Source organism: Bacillus sp. Nf3, assembly GCF_003028545.1.
Lineage (GTDB): Bacteria > Bacillota > Bacilli > Bacillales > Bacillaceae > Bacillus > Bacillus safensis.
The window spans coordinates 1-15,637 of the sequence record NZ_PYUA01000012.1 but is presented as its reverse complement, the minus strand read 5'-3'; the positions used below and the strand labels follow the sequence as shown (position 1 = coordinate 15,637).

The 15,637-nt window shown below is 42.0% G+C and carries 15 protein-coding genes and 1 pseudogene; all 16 read left to right on the top strand.

Features of this window, described 5'->3' with window-relative positions:
* The first annotated feature begins 10 nt into the window (after window positions 1-10).
* The 16 genes and pseudogenes from tilS (at window position 11) to lysS (ending at window position 15,236) form a co-directional block, all read left to right on the top strand.
* Window positions 11-1,433, top strand: a pseudogene (tilS, locus tag C9414_RS18595) (tRNA lysidine(34) synthetase TilS).
* Window positions 1,430-1,969 (top strand): hypoxanthine phosphoribosyltransferase, encoded by a 540-nt coding sequence (hpt, locus tag C9414_RS18590; RefSeq protein WP_008357399.1) that lies wholly within the window; start codon window positions 1,430-1,432, stop codon window positions 1,967-1,969. The pseudogene tilS and the gene hpt overlap by 4 nt, the downstream one beginning before the upstream one ends.
* Before the next feature lie 95 nt (window positions 1,970-2,064).
* Window positions 2,065-3,966 (top strand): ATP-dependent zinc metalloprotease FtsH, encoded by a 1,902-nt coding sequence (gene ftsH / locus C9414_RS18585; RefSeq protein WP_047202024.1) that lies wholly within the window; start codon window positions 2,065-2,067, stop codon window positions 3,964-3,966.
* Between the two features lie 161 nt (window positions 3,967-4,127).
* Window positions 4,128-4,904: a type III pantothenate kinase gene (locus C9414_RS18580; protein WP_039175940.1), complete on the top strand. Its 777-nt coding sequence runs from the start codon at window positions 4,128-4,130 to the stop codon at window positions 4,902-4,904.
* Between the two features lie 14 nt (window positions 4,905-4,918).
* A complete protein-coding gene (hslO, locus tag C9414_RS18575) occupies window positions 4,919-5,794 on the top strand; it encodes an Hsp33 family molecular chaperone HslO (protein WP_024425653.1) in 876 nt (291 codons plus the stop codon).
* Between the two features lie 46 nt (window positions 5,795-5,840).
* On the top strand, window positions 5,841-6,749 hold the full coding sequence (locus C9414_RS18570; protein ID WP_047202025.1) for a peptidyl-prolyl cis-trans isomerase: 909 nt from the start codon (window positions 5,841-5,843) through the stop codon (window positions 6,747-6,749).
* 77 nt (window positions 6,750-6,826) lie between these two features.
* Complete coding sequence (gene cysK, locus C9414_RS18565; RefSeq protein WP_024425655.1) at window positions 6,827-7,750, top strand: cysteine synthase A; 924 nt, start codon at window positions 6,827-6,829, stop codon at window positions 7,748-7,750.
* A gap of 124 nt (window positions 7,751-7,874) precedes the next feature.
* The gene (locus C9414_RS18560) at window positions 7,875-9,293 is read left to right on the top strand and encodes an anthranilate synthase component I family protein (RefSeq protein ID WP_107164246.1); all 1,419 of its coding nucleotides are present in this window, start codon (window positions 7,875-7,877) and stop codon (window positions 9,291-9,293) included.
* A gap of 13 nt (window positions 9,294-9,306) precedes the next feature.
* Window positions 9,307-9,900 carry an aminodeoxychorismate/anthranilate synthase component II gene (pabA, locus tag C9414_RS18555; protein ID WP_024425656.1) on the top strand — a complete coding sequence of 198 codons (594 nt, stop codon included), beginning with the start codon at window positions 9,307-9,309 and terminating at the stop codon, window positions 9,898-9,900.
* Window positions 9,897-10,745 (top strand): aminodeoxychorismate lyase, encoded by an 849-nt coding sequence (gene pabC, locus C9414_RS18550; RefSeq protein WP_107164245.1) that lies wholly within the window; start codon window positions 9,897-9,899, stop codon window positions 10,743-10,745. The genes pabA and pabC overlap by 4 nt, the downstream gene beginning before the upstream one ends.
* A gap of 9 nt (window positions 10,746-10,754) precedes the next feature.
* On the top strand, window positions 10,755-11,612 hold the full coding sequence (folP, locus tag C9414_RS18545; protein WP_024425658.1) for a dihydropteroate synthase: 858 nt from the start codon (window positions 10,755-10,757) through the stop codon (window positions 11,610-11,612).
* Window positions 11,605-11,967: a dihydroneopterin aldolase gene (gene folB, locus C9414_RS18540; RefSeq protein WP_024425659.1), complete on the top strand. Its 363-nt coding sequence runs from the start codon at window positions 11,605-11,607 to the stop codon at window positions 11,965-11,967. The genes folP and folB overlap by 8 nt, the downstream gene beginning before the upstream one ends.
* The gene (gene folK, locus C9414_RS18535; protein ID WP_107164244.1) at window positions 11,964-12,467 is read left to right on the top strand and encodes a 2-amino-4-hydroxy-6-hydroxymethyldihydropteridine diphosphokinase; all 504 of its coding nucleotides are present in this window, start codon (window positions 11,964-11,966) and stop codon (window positions 12,465-12,467) included. The genes folB and folK overlap by 4 nt, the downstream gene beginning before the upstream one ends.
* Complete coding sequence (locus tag C9414_RS18530; RefSeq protein WP_024425661.1) at window positions 12,419-12,652, top strand: helix-turn-helix domain-containing protein; 234 nt, start codon at window positions 12,419-12,421, stop codon at window positions 12,650-12,652. Before folK ends, C9414_RS18530 begins: the two co-directional genes overlap by 49 nt.
* Entirely contained in the window at window positions 12,645-13,646 is a 1,002-nt protein-coding gene (gene dusB / locus C9414_RS18525) for a tRNA dihydrouridine synthase DusB (RefSeq protein WP_073980042.1), read from the top strand. The genes C9414_RS18530 and dusB overlap by 8 nt, the downstream gene beginning before the upstream one ends.
* A gap of 90 nt (window positions 13,647-13,736) precedes the next feature.
* Window positions 13,737-15,236: a lysine--tRNA ligase gene (gene lysS / locus C9414_RS18520; protein ID WP_107164243.1), complete on the top strand. Its 1,500-nt coding sequence runs from the start codon at window positions 13,737-13,739 to the stop codon at window positions 15,234-15,236.
* The last annotated feature ends 401 nt before the right edge of the window (window positions 15,237-15,637 follow it).

The window sequence follows — 15,637 nt, the reverse complement described above, 5'->3', positions numbered from 1 at the left end:
GGAGGAAGTTGTGAATAGAATTGAATCTTTTTTGAAAAAACATGATGTTTACCTTGAAAATACGACAGTCATTGTCGGGGTTTCCGGCGGACCGGATTCTATGCTCTTACTGCATGAACTTAACAAGCGTCGCAAAGGTTCCTATCAGCTGATTGCAGCCCATGTAGATCACATGTTCAGAGGAGAAGAGTCCTTTGCTGATTTGGCATTTGTTGAGGCTTACTGTAAGGAGCACGAAATCCCTTTTGAATCGTCCCGCATACAGGTCACCCAATATGCAAAAGAAAACCGCTTAAACAAACAGGCAGCTGCAAGGGAGTGCAGATATGCTTTCTTTCGTCAATTGATGGAGCAATACAACGCTCAATTTATAGCGCTTGCACATCATGGAGACGACCAAGTAGAAACAATGTTGATGAGACTTGCGAGAGGAACTGTTGGTATAGGACTCGCGGGTATCCAAGCAAAACGTCCTTTTCAAAATGGATGGCTGATTCGTCCGCTCATTGGATACTCTAAGGACGACGTGCTAAAAGCTTGTGAAAAAGAACATGTTCCCTATGTCATTGATCAAAGCAATCATACAGATGACTACTTGAGAAACCGGGTAAGAAGACACGTTCTTCCCGTGTTAAAAGAAGAGGCACCTCATGTACATGAAAGCTTTCAGTTTGTAAGTGACATGCTGACTGAGGATGAGCAATACTTGCAGGCTTTAACAAAGGAACAAATGAACCAAGTGATAATGAGTCAATCGCCTAAGCAAATTGAGATCAAAACGAAGCCTTTGCTTGACCTGCCTTTGCCTTTACAAAGAAGAGGCATTCAACTAATATTAAACTATCTTTATGAAAACACTCAATCAGCGTTTTCAAACCAGCATATTCTAGGGACTTTGGACTGGTTATCTCATACCGATCAACCGTCTGGATCATTAGATTTGCCAAAAGGTTTACAAGCTGTCAAGTCTTATGATCACTGTATGTTTACCTTTGAACGATCGCATGTATTAGACCAGTCTTATGCTCTTCACTTAAAGGTTGAGCTTGGAGAAGAGCTTTTTCTCCCAAATGGACAGTCTATCGTCGTATCAAATCATGTTCCGAAGGATGCACGGAACGGAAATCATTTTTTCTTGCTTCAAAAAGATCATGTTCGTCTCCCTTTGATCATTCGCTCACGAAAAAATGGTGATCGAATCAAACTTAAAGGGATGAATGGATCAAAAAAGGTGAAGGATATATTTATTGATAAAAAAGTGCCTCTTGCAGAAAGAGACAGCTGGCCGATCGTCACTGACTCGGATCATCAAATCATCTGGATCCCAGGTCTGAAAAAATCTGTTTTTGAAGAAATTGATATGACAAACAGCGATCTCATTGTATTACAATATAGACAGCACGAAAATTTGTAGGGGGCAAGCAAAAGCATGAAACAAGATATTGAAAAGATTTTGATCTCAGAAGAAGAGATCCAGCAAAAAGTGAAGGAACTGGGTGCAACATTAACCAGCGATTATGATGGTAAATTTCCCCTGGCTATTGGTGTTTTGAAAGGGGCTCTTCCATTCATGGCAGACCTGATCAAACACATTGATACATATTTAGAACTTGATTTTATGGATGTATCTAGCTACGGAAAGTCTACCGTATCTTCTGGAGAAGTAAAGATCATTAAGGATCTAGATACTTCTGTTGAAGGAAGAGATATTTTGATTATGGAAGATATCATCGACAGTGGGTTAACTTTGAGCTATCTGGTAGAGCTTTTCCGATACCGTAAAGCAAATTCCATTAAAATTGTGACATTGCTTGATAAACCAAGTGGCCGCAAAGCAGACATCAAAGCAGATTATGTTGGATTTGAAGTACCAGATGCATTTGTTGTCGGCTATGGATTGGATTTCGCTGAACGTTACCGAAACCTCCCGTATATTGGAGTGTTAAAACCATCTGTTTACGAAGGCTGATCAGCATACGTATACATGAGGTTATTGGTTGTGTTGGAATGATTTTCTATGATACTATTGAACATAGTTGTGCTTACTGTGGGAGGAGGTAAGGAATGAATCGGGTTTTTCGTAATACGATTTTTTATATACTTATTTTATTACTTGTGATAGGGGTCGTTAGTTGGTTAGGATCCCCAAATCAAAAGCCTGAGAACATGTCTTACAGCAAATTTTCGCAAAATCTAAGTGCGGGAAAAGTGGAGAGTATCTCCATTCAGCCTGTAAGAGGGGTTTATGAAATTCGTGGTCAATTAGATGGCGCGAAGAAAGATCAATTCTTCATTACCCATGTTCCAGATGGTCAAGGTGTTGACCAAATTTACAGTGCACTGAAGAATACAGATGTAAAAGTAGAACCAGCACCTGAAACAAATGGATGGCTGCAAGTTCTGACAACCATCATTCCGTTTATCATCATCTTTATCCTGTTCTTCTTCTTATTGAACCAAGCTCAGGGCGGCGGAAGCCGAGTCATGAACTTTGGTAAGAGTAAGGCGAAGCTTTACACAGAAGAGAAGAAACGTGTGAAATTTAAAGATGTTGCTGGTGCAGATGAAGAAAAGCAAGAGCTTGTAGAAGTGGTGGAATTCCTGAAGGATCCACGTAAATTTGCGGAGCTTGGCGCAAGAATCCCTAAAGGGGTTTTACTAGTAGGACCTCCAGGTACAGGTAAAACATTGCTTGCGAGAGCATCTGCAGGAGAAGCAGGCGTTCCTTTCTTCAGCATCAGTGGTTCTGACTTCGTCGAGATGTTCGTCGGTGTCGGTGCATCACGTGTACGTGATTTATTCGAAAATGCGAAAAAGAATGCACCTTGCTTAATCTTTATTGATGAGATTGATGCAGTGGGGCGTCAGCGTGGAGCCGGTCTTGGCGGTGGTCATGACGAGCGTGAACAAACGCTTAACCAGCTTCTTGTCGAAATGGATGGTTTTAGTGCCAACGAAGGTATTATTATCATTGCTGCGACGAACCGTGCAGATATTCTAGACCCTGCATTGCTGCGTCCGGGACGTTTTGACCGTCAAATTACGGTTGACCGCCCAGATGTTATTGGCCGTGAAGAAGTACTGAAAGTTCATGCGAAAAACAAACCGCTTGACGAGTCAGTCAACTTAAAAGCCATTGCAAGCAGAACACCAGGGTTCTCTGGAGCAGATCTTGAGAACTTACTAAACGAAGCAGCACTTGTTGCTGCCCGTCAAAACAAAAAGAAAATCGATATGCGTGATATCGACGAAGCGACTGACCGTGTCATCGCTGGGCCGGCGAAGAAAAGCCGCGTCATTTCGAAAAAAGAACGTAATATCGTGGCTTACCATGAAGCAGGTCATACCGTCATTGGTCTTATCTTAGACGAAGCGGACATGGTGCATAAAGTAACGATCGTTCCTCGTGGTCAGGCAGGTGGATATGCGGTCATGCTTCCAAGAGAAGACCGTTATTTCCAAACGAAGCCAGAGCTTCTTGATAAGATTGTCGGCTTGCTCGGCGGTCGTGTTGCAGAGGAAATTACGTTTGGTGAAGTAAGTACAGGCGCTCACAACGACTTCCAGCGTGCAACAGGCATTGCAAGAAGAATGGTCACAGAGTTCGGTATGTCTGATAAACTTGGTCCGCTTCAATTCGGTCAATCACAAGGAGGTCAAGTATTCCTTGGCCGTGATTTCAACAATGAGCCGAATTATAGTGAAGCGATCGCTTACGAAATTGACCAAGAAGTTCAGCGCTTCATTAAGGAGAGCTACGAACGTGCGAAACAAATTCTCACTGAGAATAAAGATAAGTTAGAAATCATCGCACAAGCCCTTCTAGAAGTTGAAACATTAGATGCTGAACAAATTAAATCTCTTTACGAAACTGGAAAGCTTCCAGAGCGTGTATACGCAGATGACGAAGAGAAAAACGATGATGTGAAAGTAAACATCAAGAAAAAAGAAGATGAGGAGATCTAATCTCCTTCTGTGAAAGCTGTCGGGATCACCGGCAGCTTTTTTATTTCGATTCATGAATGGATCGGTTTCGAATTGTTTACAAATGGAACTCAATTCGTGTATGGTATGATAGAAAGTCGAAAAATGCTCTTTTTGAGAAACTATTCAAAGTGGTGATGAAGTTGTTACTCGTGATAGATGTAGGAAACACAAATACCGTTTTAGGTGTTTATCATAATGGCGATCTAAACTACCATTGGCGAATTGAAACAAGCCGTCATAAAACAGAAGACGAATTTGGTATGTCCATTAGGGCCTTATTCGATTATGTGGGGCTGATGTTTGATCAAATAGAAGGGATTATCATCTCGTCTGTGGTCCCGCCAATGATGTTTGCACTTGAAAGAATGTGCGAAAAGTATTTTCACCTAACACCCCAAATTGTAGGGCCTGGAATGAAGACTGGATTAAACATTATGTGTGACAATCCAAAGGAAGTCGGTGCAGATCGAATTGTCAATGCAGTAGCAGCAATTCATCTATATGGGGCGCCTCTTATTGTGGTAGACTTTGGAACAGCAACAACCTACTGTTATATCAATGAACAAAAACAATACATGGGTGGAGCGATTGCACCTGGTATTACCATCTCAACTGAGGCTTTATATACAAGAGCGGCGAAGCTGCCGAGAATTGAAATTGTCCGTCCTGATCACATTGTTGGAAAAAACACCATCAGTGCGATGCAATCCGGCATCCTTTATGGATATGTTGGTCAAGTCGAGGGAATAGTGAAACGGATGAAGCAGCAAGCCAAACAAACACCGAAAGTCATTGCAACAGGCGGTTTGTCTACATTGATTGGAAATGAATCAGACTGCATTGATATTGTCGATCCGTTCCTCACATTAAAAGGACTGCAGCTCATTTATGAACGTAATCGTGTCGGTGTATTATAGGAGGTTTAAATCAAATGGATTACTTAGTTAAAGCGTTAGCATATGACGGAAAAGTCCGCGCATATGCTGCAAACACAACAGATACAATCAACGAAGCACAAAGAAGACATCATACGTGGCCGACTGCATCAGCTGCCATCGGCAGAACGATGACAGCAACCGTCATGATGGGTGCTATGCTGAAAGGTGAGAATAAGCTAACTGTCAAAATAGAAGGCGGTGGACCAATCGGCGCCATTATTGCTGATGGAAATGCAAAAGGTCAGGTGCGAGGATATGTCTCAAACCCACAAGTTCACTTTGACTTAAATGAACATGGCAAGCTGGATGTTAGACGTGCAGTCGGAACATCTGGAACGTTAAGTGTTGTCAAAGATATCGGGCTGAAGGACCACTTTACAGGTCAAACTGAAATCGTATCGGGTGAAATTGGAGATGACTTCACATATTATCTTGTTTCTTCTGAGCAAGTGCCTTCCTCTGTAGGCGTAGGCGTCCTTGTCAATCCAGATAATTCGATTCTCGCAGCAGGCGGTTTCATCATTCAATTGCTGCCTGGTACAGAAGATGCTGTTATTGAAAGACTAGAAAAGCGCCTGTCAACCATTGAACCAATCTCTAAACTCATTGAAAAAGGGATGACACCAGAAGAAATATTAGAAGAAGTACTCGGTGAAAAGCCTCAAATTTTAGAAACTGTACCCGTCGAATTTTCTTGTAACTGCTCAAAAGAACGGTTTGCAAATGGCATTATCAGCCTAGGGAAAGCCGAAATTGATGATATGATTGAACAAGACGGACAAGCAGAAGCTCAATGCCATTTTTGTAACGAAACGTATGTATTTACAAAAGAAGAGCTAGAAGAGCTACGTGAAGAATTAACCCGCTAAGCTCTAAGCAGCGGGTTTTCTTTTTAGAATGGAAAGGAGACGAAAGATGAGATTAAAAGCAAGAGTGGTATGGACATTTATCCTCGTGTTGCTCATGATTAATGCCGTTGTCATTGCATATGTATTAACAAAGTCACAAATGTCACAGGCTTCTTCTAACGGGAAGAGCGGTGAAGAAATTGCATCGATTGGAAAAGAGAAGGTAACGCGTCAAGAATGGTTAAAGAAGATGGAAGACCGCTACGGAAAGGCAACACTTGAACAAATGATCAATCAGAAGGTGGTCAATCAGCTTGCCAAGCAAAACAAGCTGGACGTGTCTTCGAAAGAGATCAATCGTGAATTGCTTATGCTCAAAGCAGTATCTAATAATTTCTACGAAGATGGACATACAAGTGAGAAGGAATGGAAAGAACAGATTCGTTATCAAATTTTATTAGAGCAGCTTTTAACAAGAGATGCCGTCGTTTCTGAAAAAGAAGCGAAATCGTTTTATGAAAAAAACAAGGACTTATATCAATATGATGATTCATACCGCATTCGCCATATTGTCGTGAAGACAAAGGACGAGGCTGAAAATGTATTGAAAGATTTAAAAGGTGGATCCAGCTTTGAAGCCGTAGCGGCTGAACGTTCAATCGACCGTTACACCTCACCATACGGCGGAGATCTTGGATTTGTGACAGAAGAGCAGGAAAGTATCCCAGCCCTATACATACAAGAAGCTCAAAAGCTTCAGCCAGATGAATGGACGAAAGAGCCGATTCAGACCAAAAACGGGTATGCCATTATTCAGTTAAAAGAAAAATTAAATGGCCGCTCTTTCTCCTATGACGAAGTCAAAGATCAGATTAAAAGGCAGATTGCGATGGAAGATCTAGGTGAAAAGGCAAATGTCAAAACCCTGTGGAAGGAAGCAAAAGTCACATGGTTTTACGATGGCGAGCAGGACTAAAAGCATTGACAAAATTTTTTGAAATTGATAATTTAATATTAATACAATAAAATTACTCGGAGATAGAGGTGTTAGTGATGGCTCGTATTGCAAATTCAGTTTTTGAACTAATAGGAAATACACCAGTCGTTAAATTAAACCGTTTAGTAGATGAAGACAGTGCGGATGTCTACTTGAAACTTGAATATATGAACCCAGGCAGCAGTGTCAAAGATCGTATTGCTTTAGCGATGATCGAAGATGCTGAAGCAAAAGGTACGCTAAAAGCTGGCGATACGCTTATTGAACCTACAAGTGGAAACACAGGGATCGGCCTTGCGATGGTAGCAGCTGCTAAAGGAATCAACGCGATTTTGGTTATGCCAGACACAATGAGTCAGGAGCGCCGCAACCTTTTACGTGCTTATGGTGCGGAGCTTGTCTTAACACCAGGTGCAGAAGGAATGAAAGGTGCCATCAAAAAAGCGGAAGAATTGGCAGAAGAGCATGGTTACTTCATGCCTCAGCAATTTAGCAACGAAGCCAATGCGGAGATTCACCGTCGTACAACTGGGAAAGAAATTCTTGAACAGTTTGACGGCGAACTTGATGCATTTATTGCAGGTGTCGGTACGGGCGGTACGATTACAGGTGCTGGTGAAGTCCTAAAAGAAGCCATCCCATCGATCCAGCTTTATGCGGTAGAGCCGACAGATTCCCCTGTATTATCAGGCGGAAAGCCGGGGCCGCATAAAATTCAAGGAATTGGAGCAGGTTTTGTTCCTTCAATCCTGAACACAGAAATATATGACGGTATCATCCAAGTGAAAAACGAAGATGCATTTGAGCTTGCAAGAAAAGCAGCGAAAGAAGAAGGAATCCTTGGCGGTATTTCTTCCGGAGCAGCTATTTACGCAGCACTTCAAACAGCGAAGAAGCTTGGTAAAGGGAAAAAGGTTCTCGCAATCATCCCAAGTAACGGTGAGCGTTACCTCAGTACACCTCTTTATCAATTTGATTAAACCAATCACCCCAGCATTTGCTGGGGTTTTTTCATGAATTCTGAAGATGGAAAGCAAATACTATTTTCTAAATAAATTGGATTGCATTACAATAAGATTAATGAAAATGAAAAAGGATGATAACATGACACAACGCAGGCCGATGGGCATCAAAATTCCTTTTACGAAAGATGCATTCTTGAAAAGATACGAACAATTAACTGCTCGTGAAACACATCATGTGCTTCTAGAAAGTGCACGCGGCGGTTCATATAGCATTGCTGGTATTCACTCGATCGCTAAAGCGAAGGGGAAAGATGGGATGACGACCATCCATTATCAAGATGAGGTATTGTTCAAAGAAGGTGATCCATTCAGAGCGTTTACGGATTGGTTTCAAACCCTTCAAACCGAAACAATCGACGAATACCCCGACTTTCAAGGCGGAGCGATTGGGTTTTTAAGCTACGATTATGCTAGATACATCGAGCATTTTAAGATGCTGGCAATTGATGATCTTAAAACACCAGACCTTTATTTCCTCGTGTTTAACGATGTTGCAGTTTTTGATCATGAAGAGAACGCACTGTGGCTGATTACTCACACAGAGGAAGCAGAACCAATGAGTGAAGCGAATCAAAGGCTTGAAGAATGGAAGCGAAAGTGGACAAGCTCTTTTGAAGAATCAGCACAATCACCTGTCAATGAATCTTCCACGGAATTTGTACCAGCAGCACCTTTTACTGAAGAAACCTTTGGGGAAGCAGTAGAGAAAATTAAGCAATATATCGCAAACGGTGACGTGTTCCAAGTGAACTTATCTATCAGACAAGATGAACCGCTTCACACTCATCCGTATGATTTATACAAAACGTTACGTCAAGTGAATCCATCTCCTTATATGTCTTACCTGCATACGCCTGACTTCCAGATTGTTTGTGGATCTCCAGAGCTGCTTATTAAGAAAAAAGGAACTCAGCTAGAAACAAGACCAATTGCTGGAACAAGATCACGAGGCAAAGACGACGCTGAGGATCAAGCGCTGGCAAAAGAACTGATTGAAAATGAAAAAGAACGCGCAGAGCATGTGATGCTCGTTGACCTTGAGCGGAATGATCTTGGACGAGTATCTACTTATGGATCCGTAAAAGTGAACGAATTTATGGCGATTGAGAAATATTCACACGTGATGCATATTGTATCCAATGTACAAGGAGAGCTGCGTGATGAATGTGACGCGGTAGATGTCATGAGAGCTGTATTCCCAGGTGGAACGATTACAGGTGCTCCAAAAGTGAGAACAATGGAAATCATAGAAGAACTTGAGCCAACAAGACGTGGGCTTTATACTGGATCTATAGGCTGGTTTGGATTCAATCAAGATATGCACTTTAATATCGTTATTCGGACTGCGTATTGTACAGAAGGAAAAGCCTTTATGCAGTCAGGTGCGGGGATCGTCATAGATTCTGTCCCAAAACACGAATACAAAGAATCCATTAAAAAAGCCTATGCAGTGAAAAAAGCAATACAGTTGAGCAAAGAAGAGACTATTTTGAGTTAGAGGTGAGCAGAGTATGATTTTAATGATTGATAATTATGATTCATTTACGTACAACCTGGTCCAGTATTTAGGTGAGCTTGGAGAAGAATTGATCGTGAAACGGAATGATCAAGTCACCATTCAAGAAATCGAAGAGCTCAAGCCGGATTTTCTCATGATTTCTCCAGGGCCATGCAGTCCTGATGAAGCGGGAATTAGTATGGAGGCAATCAAGCACTTTGCAGGAAGTATTCCGATCTTCGGTGTGTGTTTAGGCCATCAATCCATCGCACAAGTCTTTGGCGGGGATGTTGTTCGAGCAGAGCGCTTAATGCACGGTAAAACGTCAGAGATTAAACATGACGGAAAAGGTGTCTTCACAGGACTTCAAAATCCGCTCGTTGCAACGAGATATCACTCATTAATTGTCAAAAACGAGACGCTGCCAGAGTGCTTTGACGCAACAGCCAGCACAAAGGAAGGCGAGCTCATGGCGATTCGCCATAAAGAATTGCCGATTGAAAGTGTGCAATTCCATCCTGAATCAATTATGACGTCCTTCGGAAAAGAAATGCTGAAAAATTTCATTGAAACCTATCGTAAAAAGGGGCATGAAGTAAACGCATGATCATTTATCTGAACGGTCAGTATATAGAGGAGAAAGACGCGACTCTTTCTCCTTTTGATCATGGTTTTCTATATGGCATCGGTGTATTCGAAACATTTACCAGCCTGGCAGGACAAGTCTTCCTGTTGGATTGGCATCTTGAAAGGCTCAATCAATCATTACGTGACCTTTGCATCGAATCCACAATAGAGAAACCATTTGTACTCGACATCATTCATACCTTACTGAATAACAACCAAATAGCCGGCGGCCATGCGAGAATTCGCTTGAATGTTTCTGCGGGCAGAGGAAACGGATTCTCTGCAGATCCTTATGAAGAGCCTGTCGTTTTTGTCATGATTTCTCCTTTCCGTCCAGAATCTATTTTGGATGAGAAAAAGGGAGTCATTCTTCAAACGAGAAGAAATACACCGGAAGGCCCAAGACGCCTCAAGTCTCATCATTATATGAACAACTTGCTCGCTAAAAGAGAAGTGGGGAATGACCCGTCGTTAGAAGGCATCTTTTTAACAAAAGAAGATGATGTGGCAGAAGGCATTACCTCGAATATATTTTGGCGAAAAGATGATGTGATCTATACACCGTCACTTGATACAGGCATTTTAAATGGGGTCACGCGTCGATACTGTATGGAAACGCTCCGCGCTATGGGGGCTTCGCTAAAGGAAGGGCGATACCCAGTCTCACATTTGCTTTCTGCTGATGAGGCATGGATGACCAATTCTGTTCAGGGGGTTGTACCTTTCAGGGGTATTGGAGAAACCCACTATCCCAAAAACAGCTGGACAATTTCAACAAAGTTAAGAATGCAATACACTAAAGAACGTCAAGACCATAAAGAGTAGGTGGACACAATGACACAACAATTGATAAAACAGCCTAAAATCATACAGGCCAAGCACCATACCCTTAGTTATGAAGAAAAGACATTAGTCATGGGCATTTTAAATGTCACACCTGACTCTTTTTCAGATGGAGGAAAGTTTAATCAAGTAGATAAAGCGCTGGCTCATGCAGCGCAGCTGATAGAAGACGGGGCACATATTATTGATATTGGCGGAGAATCGACTCGACCGGGAGCGGCACTTGTCTCGGAAGAAGAGGAGCTTTCAAGAGTCATTCCGGTCATTGAGAAGATCACAAAAGAATTAGATGTACCCATCTCTATTGATACGTATAAAGCCCGTGTTGCAGATGAAGCGGTGAAAGCTGGAGCCTCCATCATTAATGATGTATGGGGAGCAAAGGCAGATCCCCAAATGGCACATGTGGCAGCGAAGCACAATGTCCCAATCATTTTAATGCACAATCGGCCAGAACGAAACTACACACATCTGATTTCAGATATGATCGCCGATTTGAAAGAAAGTGTCCAAATTGCCCAGCAAGCGGGTGTCCGCGATGACATGATCATATTAGATCCAGGTGTAGGATTTGCGAAAAATAAAGAGGACAACCTGAAGGTCATGAATGAGCTCGAACATTTTTGTCACCTTGGGTATCCACTGCTGTTAGCTACATCTCGAAAACGATTCATTGGTGCTGTCTTAGATCTGCCGCCTGAAGAACGTACTGAAGGAACAGGTGCGACGGTCTGTCTTGGGATTCAAAAGGGCAGTGCGATGGTCCGTGTACATGATGTAAAAGAAATTGCAAGAATGGCAAAAATGATGGATGCCATGCTGAATAAGGGAGGCGCTTATCATCGATAAAGTATATGTAAACGGAATGGAATTTTACGGGTACCATGGTGTATTTGCAGAAGAAAACAAACTAGGGCAGCGATTCCGCGTGGACTTAACAGCTTCACTTGATTTAAGTAAAGCCGGACAAACTGATGACCTCAATGAGACGATCAACTATGCAGAGCTCTACCAAATCTGCAAAAGCATCGTAGAAGGTGAGCCGGTCAATCTCGTTGAAACACTGACAGAAAGAATTGCAAACCAAGTGTTAAAGGACTTTCCGACAGTCCAGGAATGTACAGTGAAGGTGATCAAGCCAGATCCGCCAATTCCAGGTCACTATCAGTCCGTTGCAATTGAAATGACGAGATCACGCACATGAATAACACGGCATACATCGCACTAGGCTCAAACATAGGTAAAAAAGAAACCTATTTAAAAGAAGCCGTCAAAAAACTGCACGAACATCCAGAGGTTCAAGTGGAATTAATTTCATCGATATATGAAACAACACCTGTAGGCTACGAAAACCAAGATGATTTTTTAAATATGGCCGTGAAAATTGTCACTTCACTTCGTCCAGAGGAACTACTGTCTCTTACTCAGAAAATTGAGCAAGAGTTAGGCAGAACAAGAGAAGTGAGGTGGGGTCCGCGAACGGCTGACCTTGACATTTTACTTTATAATCGTGAAAATATTGAAACAGAACAACTTGTAGTGCCGCATCCTAGAATGTACGAACGTTTATTCGTTCTTGTTCCGATGAGTGAGATTTGCCCAGAAATCGGCGAAGTGCAAATAAATGCCGTAACAGACCAAGAAGGTGTAAGCATATGGAAAAAGACATGTGGGGTAGAAGAATTCGTGCATACCGAAAGCTAAAAGGGTATACTCAGGAAGGGTTCGCGAAAAGACTGGGCATCTCTGTCTCTGTCTTAGGAGAAATTGAGCGAGGCAATCGATTACCAACAAACCAATTGGTTGGTCAAATAGCAGATGCTTTAAATATAACGGTGGAAGAACTTTCGCCAATTCTTGAAGAAGAAAGGAGGGGGAAAAATGTTTAAAATCGGAGATATCGAGATTAAAAACAAAGTAGTGCTCGCACCAATGGCTGGTGTGTGCAACTCTGCCTTCAGACTGACGGTGAAAGAGTTTGGAGCGGGCTTAGTCTGCGCTGAAATGGTCAGTGACAAAGCGATCCTGATCAACAATGCAAGAACAATGGGTATGCTATACATTGATGAACGGGAAAAGCCTTTGAGCCTTCAGATATTTGGAGGGGAAAAAGACACACTCGTCGAAGCGGCAAAGTTTGTAGACAAGAATACCACAGCGGATATTATTGATATCAACATGGGCTGTCCTGTGCCGAAGATTACGAAATGTGATGCAGGAGCGAAATGGCTGCTTGATCCAAACAAAATTTATGAAATGGTCTCTGCTGTCGTAGAAGCTGTAGACAAACCAGTTACAGTGAAAATGAGAATGGGCTGGGACGAAGACCATATCTTTGCTATTGATAATGCCCGTGCTGTTGAACGAGCAGGTGGACAAGCGGTTGCGCTTCACGGACGGACACGCGTGCAAATGTACGAAGGAACAGCGAATTGGGATATCATGAAAGAGGTTAAACAATCTGTATCCATTCCTGTCATCGGCAATGGCGATGTCAAAACCCCTCAAGATGCAAAACGTATGCTTGATGAAACGGGTGTGGACGCTGTCATGATCGGAAGAGCCGCACTAGGAAACCCGTGGATGATCTATCGAACGGTTCATTATTTAGAAACGGGTGAACTGAAAGAAGAGCCAAACGTGCGTGAGAAAATGTCAGTGTGCAAACTTCACTTAGACAGACTCATTGACCTGAAAGGCGAGCATGTGGCTGTCAGAGAAATGAGAAAGCATGCAGCATGGTACTTAAAAGGTGTCCGAGGCAATGCGGACGTGAGAAATCAAATCAATCAAAGTGAAACGAGAGCGGAGCTTGTACAAGTTCTTGATGACTTTACGATCGAAGCCGAGGCAAAAGAGCTTCAAAGTATAAAAGTAGGATAAGACTATCTTTCTTTTTGTAGCTCACTGCTAGTGCATGTACTGGCAGTTTTTCTGCTTTTCTCTGCAAAATACATTATTGGAGTGATATAAATGAGTAATGAAGGGCTTAATAACGAAGAATTAAATGACCAATTCCAGGTCAGACGTGACAAAATGAATAAAATGAGAGAAGAGGGTATCGATCCATTCGGTGAACGATATGACCGTTCTCATCAATCTGCGCAAATTATCGCTGAATATGACGAGTATTCTAAAGAAGACTTAGAAGGAAAAGCGGCTCAAGTAACAATCGCTGGACGTATGATGACAAAGCGCGGAAAAGGAAAAGCTGGCTTTGCACATATTCAAGACCTAGAAGGACAAATTCAAATCTATGTTCGTAAAGATAGTGTAGGGGAAGAAGCTTACGAATTATTCAAAAGCTCAGACCTAGGCGATATCATCGGTGTAACAGGGACTGTTTTTAAAACAAATGTAGGAGAACTTTCTATTAAAGCGACCAGCTTTGAGGTTCTTACGAAAGCACTTCGACCGCTTCCTGATAAATATCATGGATTAAAAGATGTTGAACAACGCTATCGTCAGCGCTACCTTGACCTCATTGTAAATCCAGAAAGTAAGCAGACGTTCATCATGCGAAGCAAAATCATTCAATCCATGAGAAGATACTTAGATTCTAAAGGATACTTAGAAGTTGAAACACCAACAATGCACAGCATCCCTGGTGGTGCATCAGCGCGTCCTTTCATTACTCATCACAATGCACTTGATATGCCGCTTTATATGCGTATTGCGATCGAGCTGCACTTAAAACGCCTAATTGTCGGTGGTCTAGAGAAAGTATACGAGATTGGCCGCGTATTCCGTAATGAAGGTGTATCAACTCGTCACAACCCAGAATTCACTATGATCGAGCTGTATGAAGCATACGCAGACTACAAAGACATCATGAATCTGACTGAAAACCTGATTGCTCATATTGCCCAAGAGGTGTTAGGAACAACAACCATTCAATATGGAGAAGATGAAATTGATCTCAAACCTGAATGGAAGAGACTTCATATGGTTGAAGCGGTCAAAGAAGCAACAGGTGTAGACTTCTGGCAGGAGATGTCTGTTGAAGAAGCAAAACAGCATGCGGCTGATCATGGTATTGAAATCACGAAAAATATGACAGTAGGTCATATTATCAATGAGTTCTTCGAGCAAAAAGTAGAAGAAACATTGGTTCAGCCTACATTCATTTACGGACATCCAGTGGAGATTTCTCCATTAGCTAAGAAAAATCCTGAAGACCCTCGCTTTACTGATCGCTTTGAGCTGTTTATCGTACGCCGCGAGCATGCAAATGCATTCACAGAGCTAAACGATCCAATCGATCAAAGAGAACGCTTTGAAGCTCAATTAAAAGAACGTGAAGAAGGAAACGACGAAGCACATCTAATGGATGACGATTTTGTTGAAGCGTTAGAATACGGTATGCCTCCAACAGGTGGTCTTGGAATCGGGATCGACCGATTAATCATGCTTTTAACAAATTCTCCATCAATCAGAGATGTACTGCTTTTCCCGCAAATGAGAAACCGCTAATACATCAACCAAAGCGCCATTTTATCTATGGCGCTTTTTATTTTTCATAAAATGAAACTTTTTTTAAAAAAACTATTGCAAGGAAAGAATCCAGATGGTATATTATTATTCGTTGCCGCAAAACAGCAACGAGGTTAAAAAAAGAAATTGAAAAAAGTTCTTGACTTTAACTGATGTAAAATGGTAAGATATTAAAGTCGCTTACGAGCGATAACGAAAATGATCTTTGAAAACTAAACAAGACAAAACGTACCTGTTAATTCGAGTTTTTATAAAAAATCCTATGATACTTCATAGGTAGTCAGTCAAACGCTGACGAAAAACAAAACTTCGGTTTTGTACTTTTTCGGAGAGTTTGATCCTGGCTCAGGACGAACGCTGGCGGCGTGCCTAATACATGC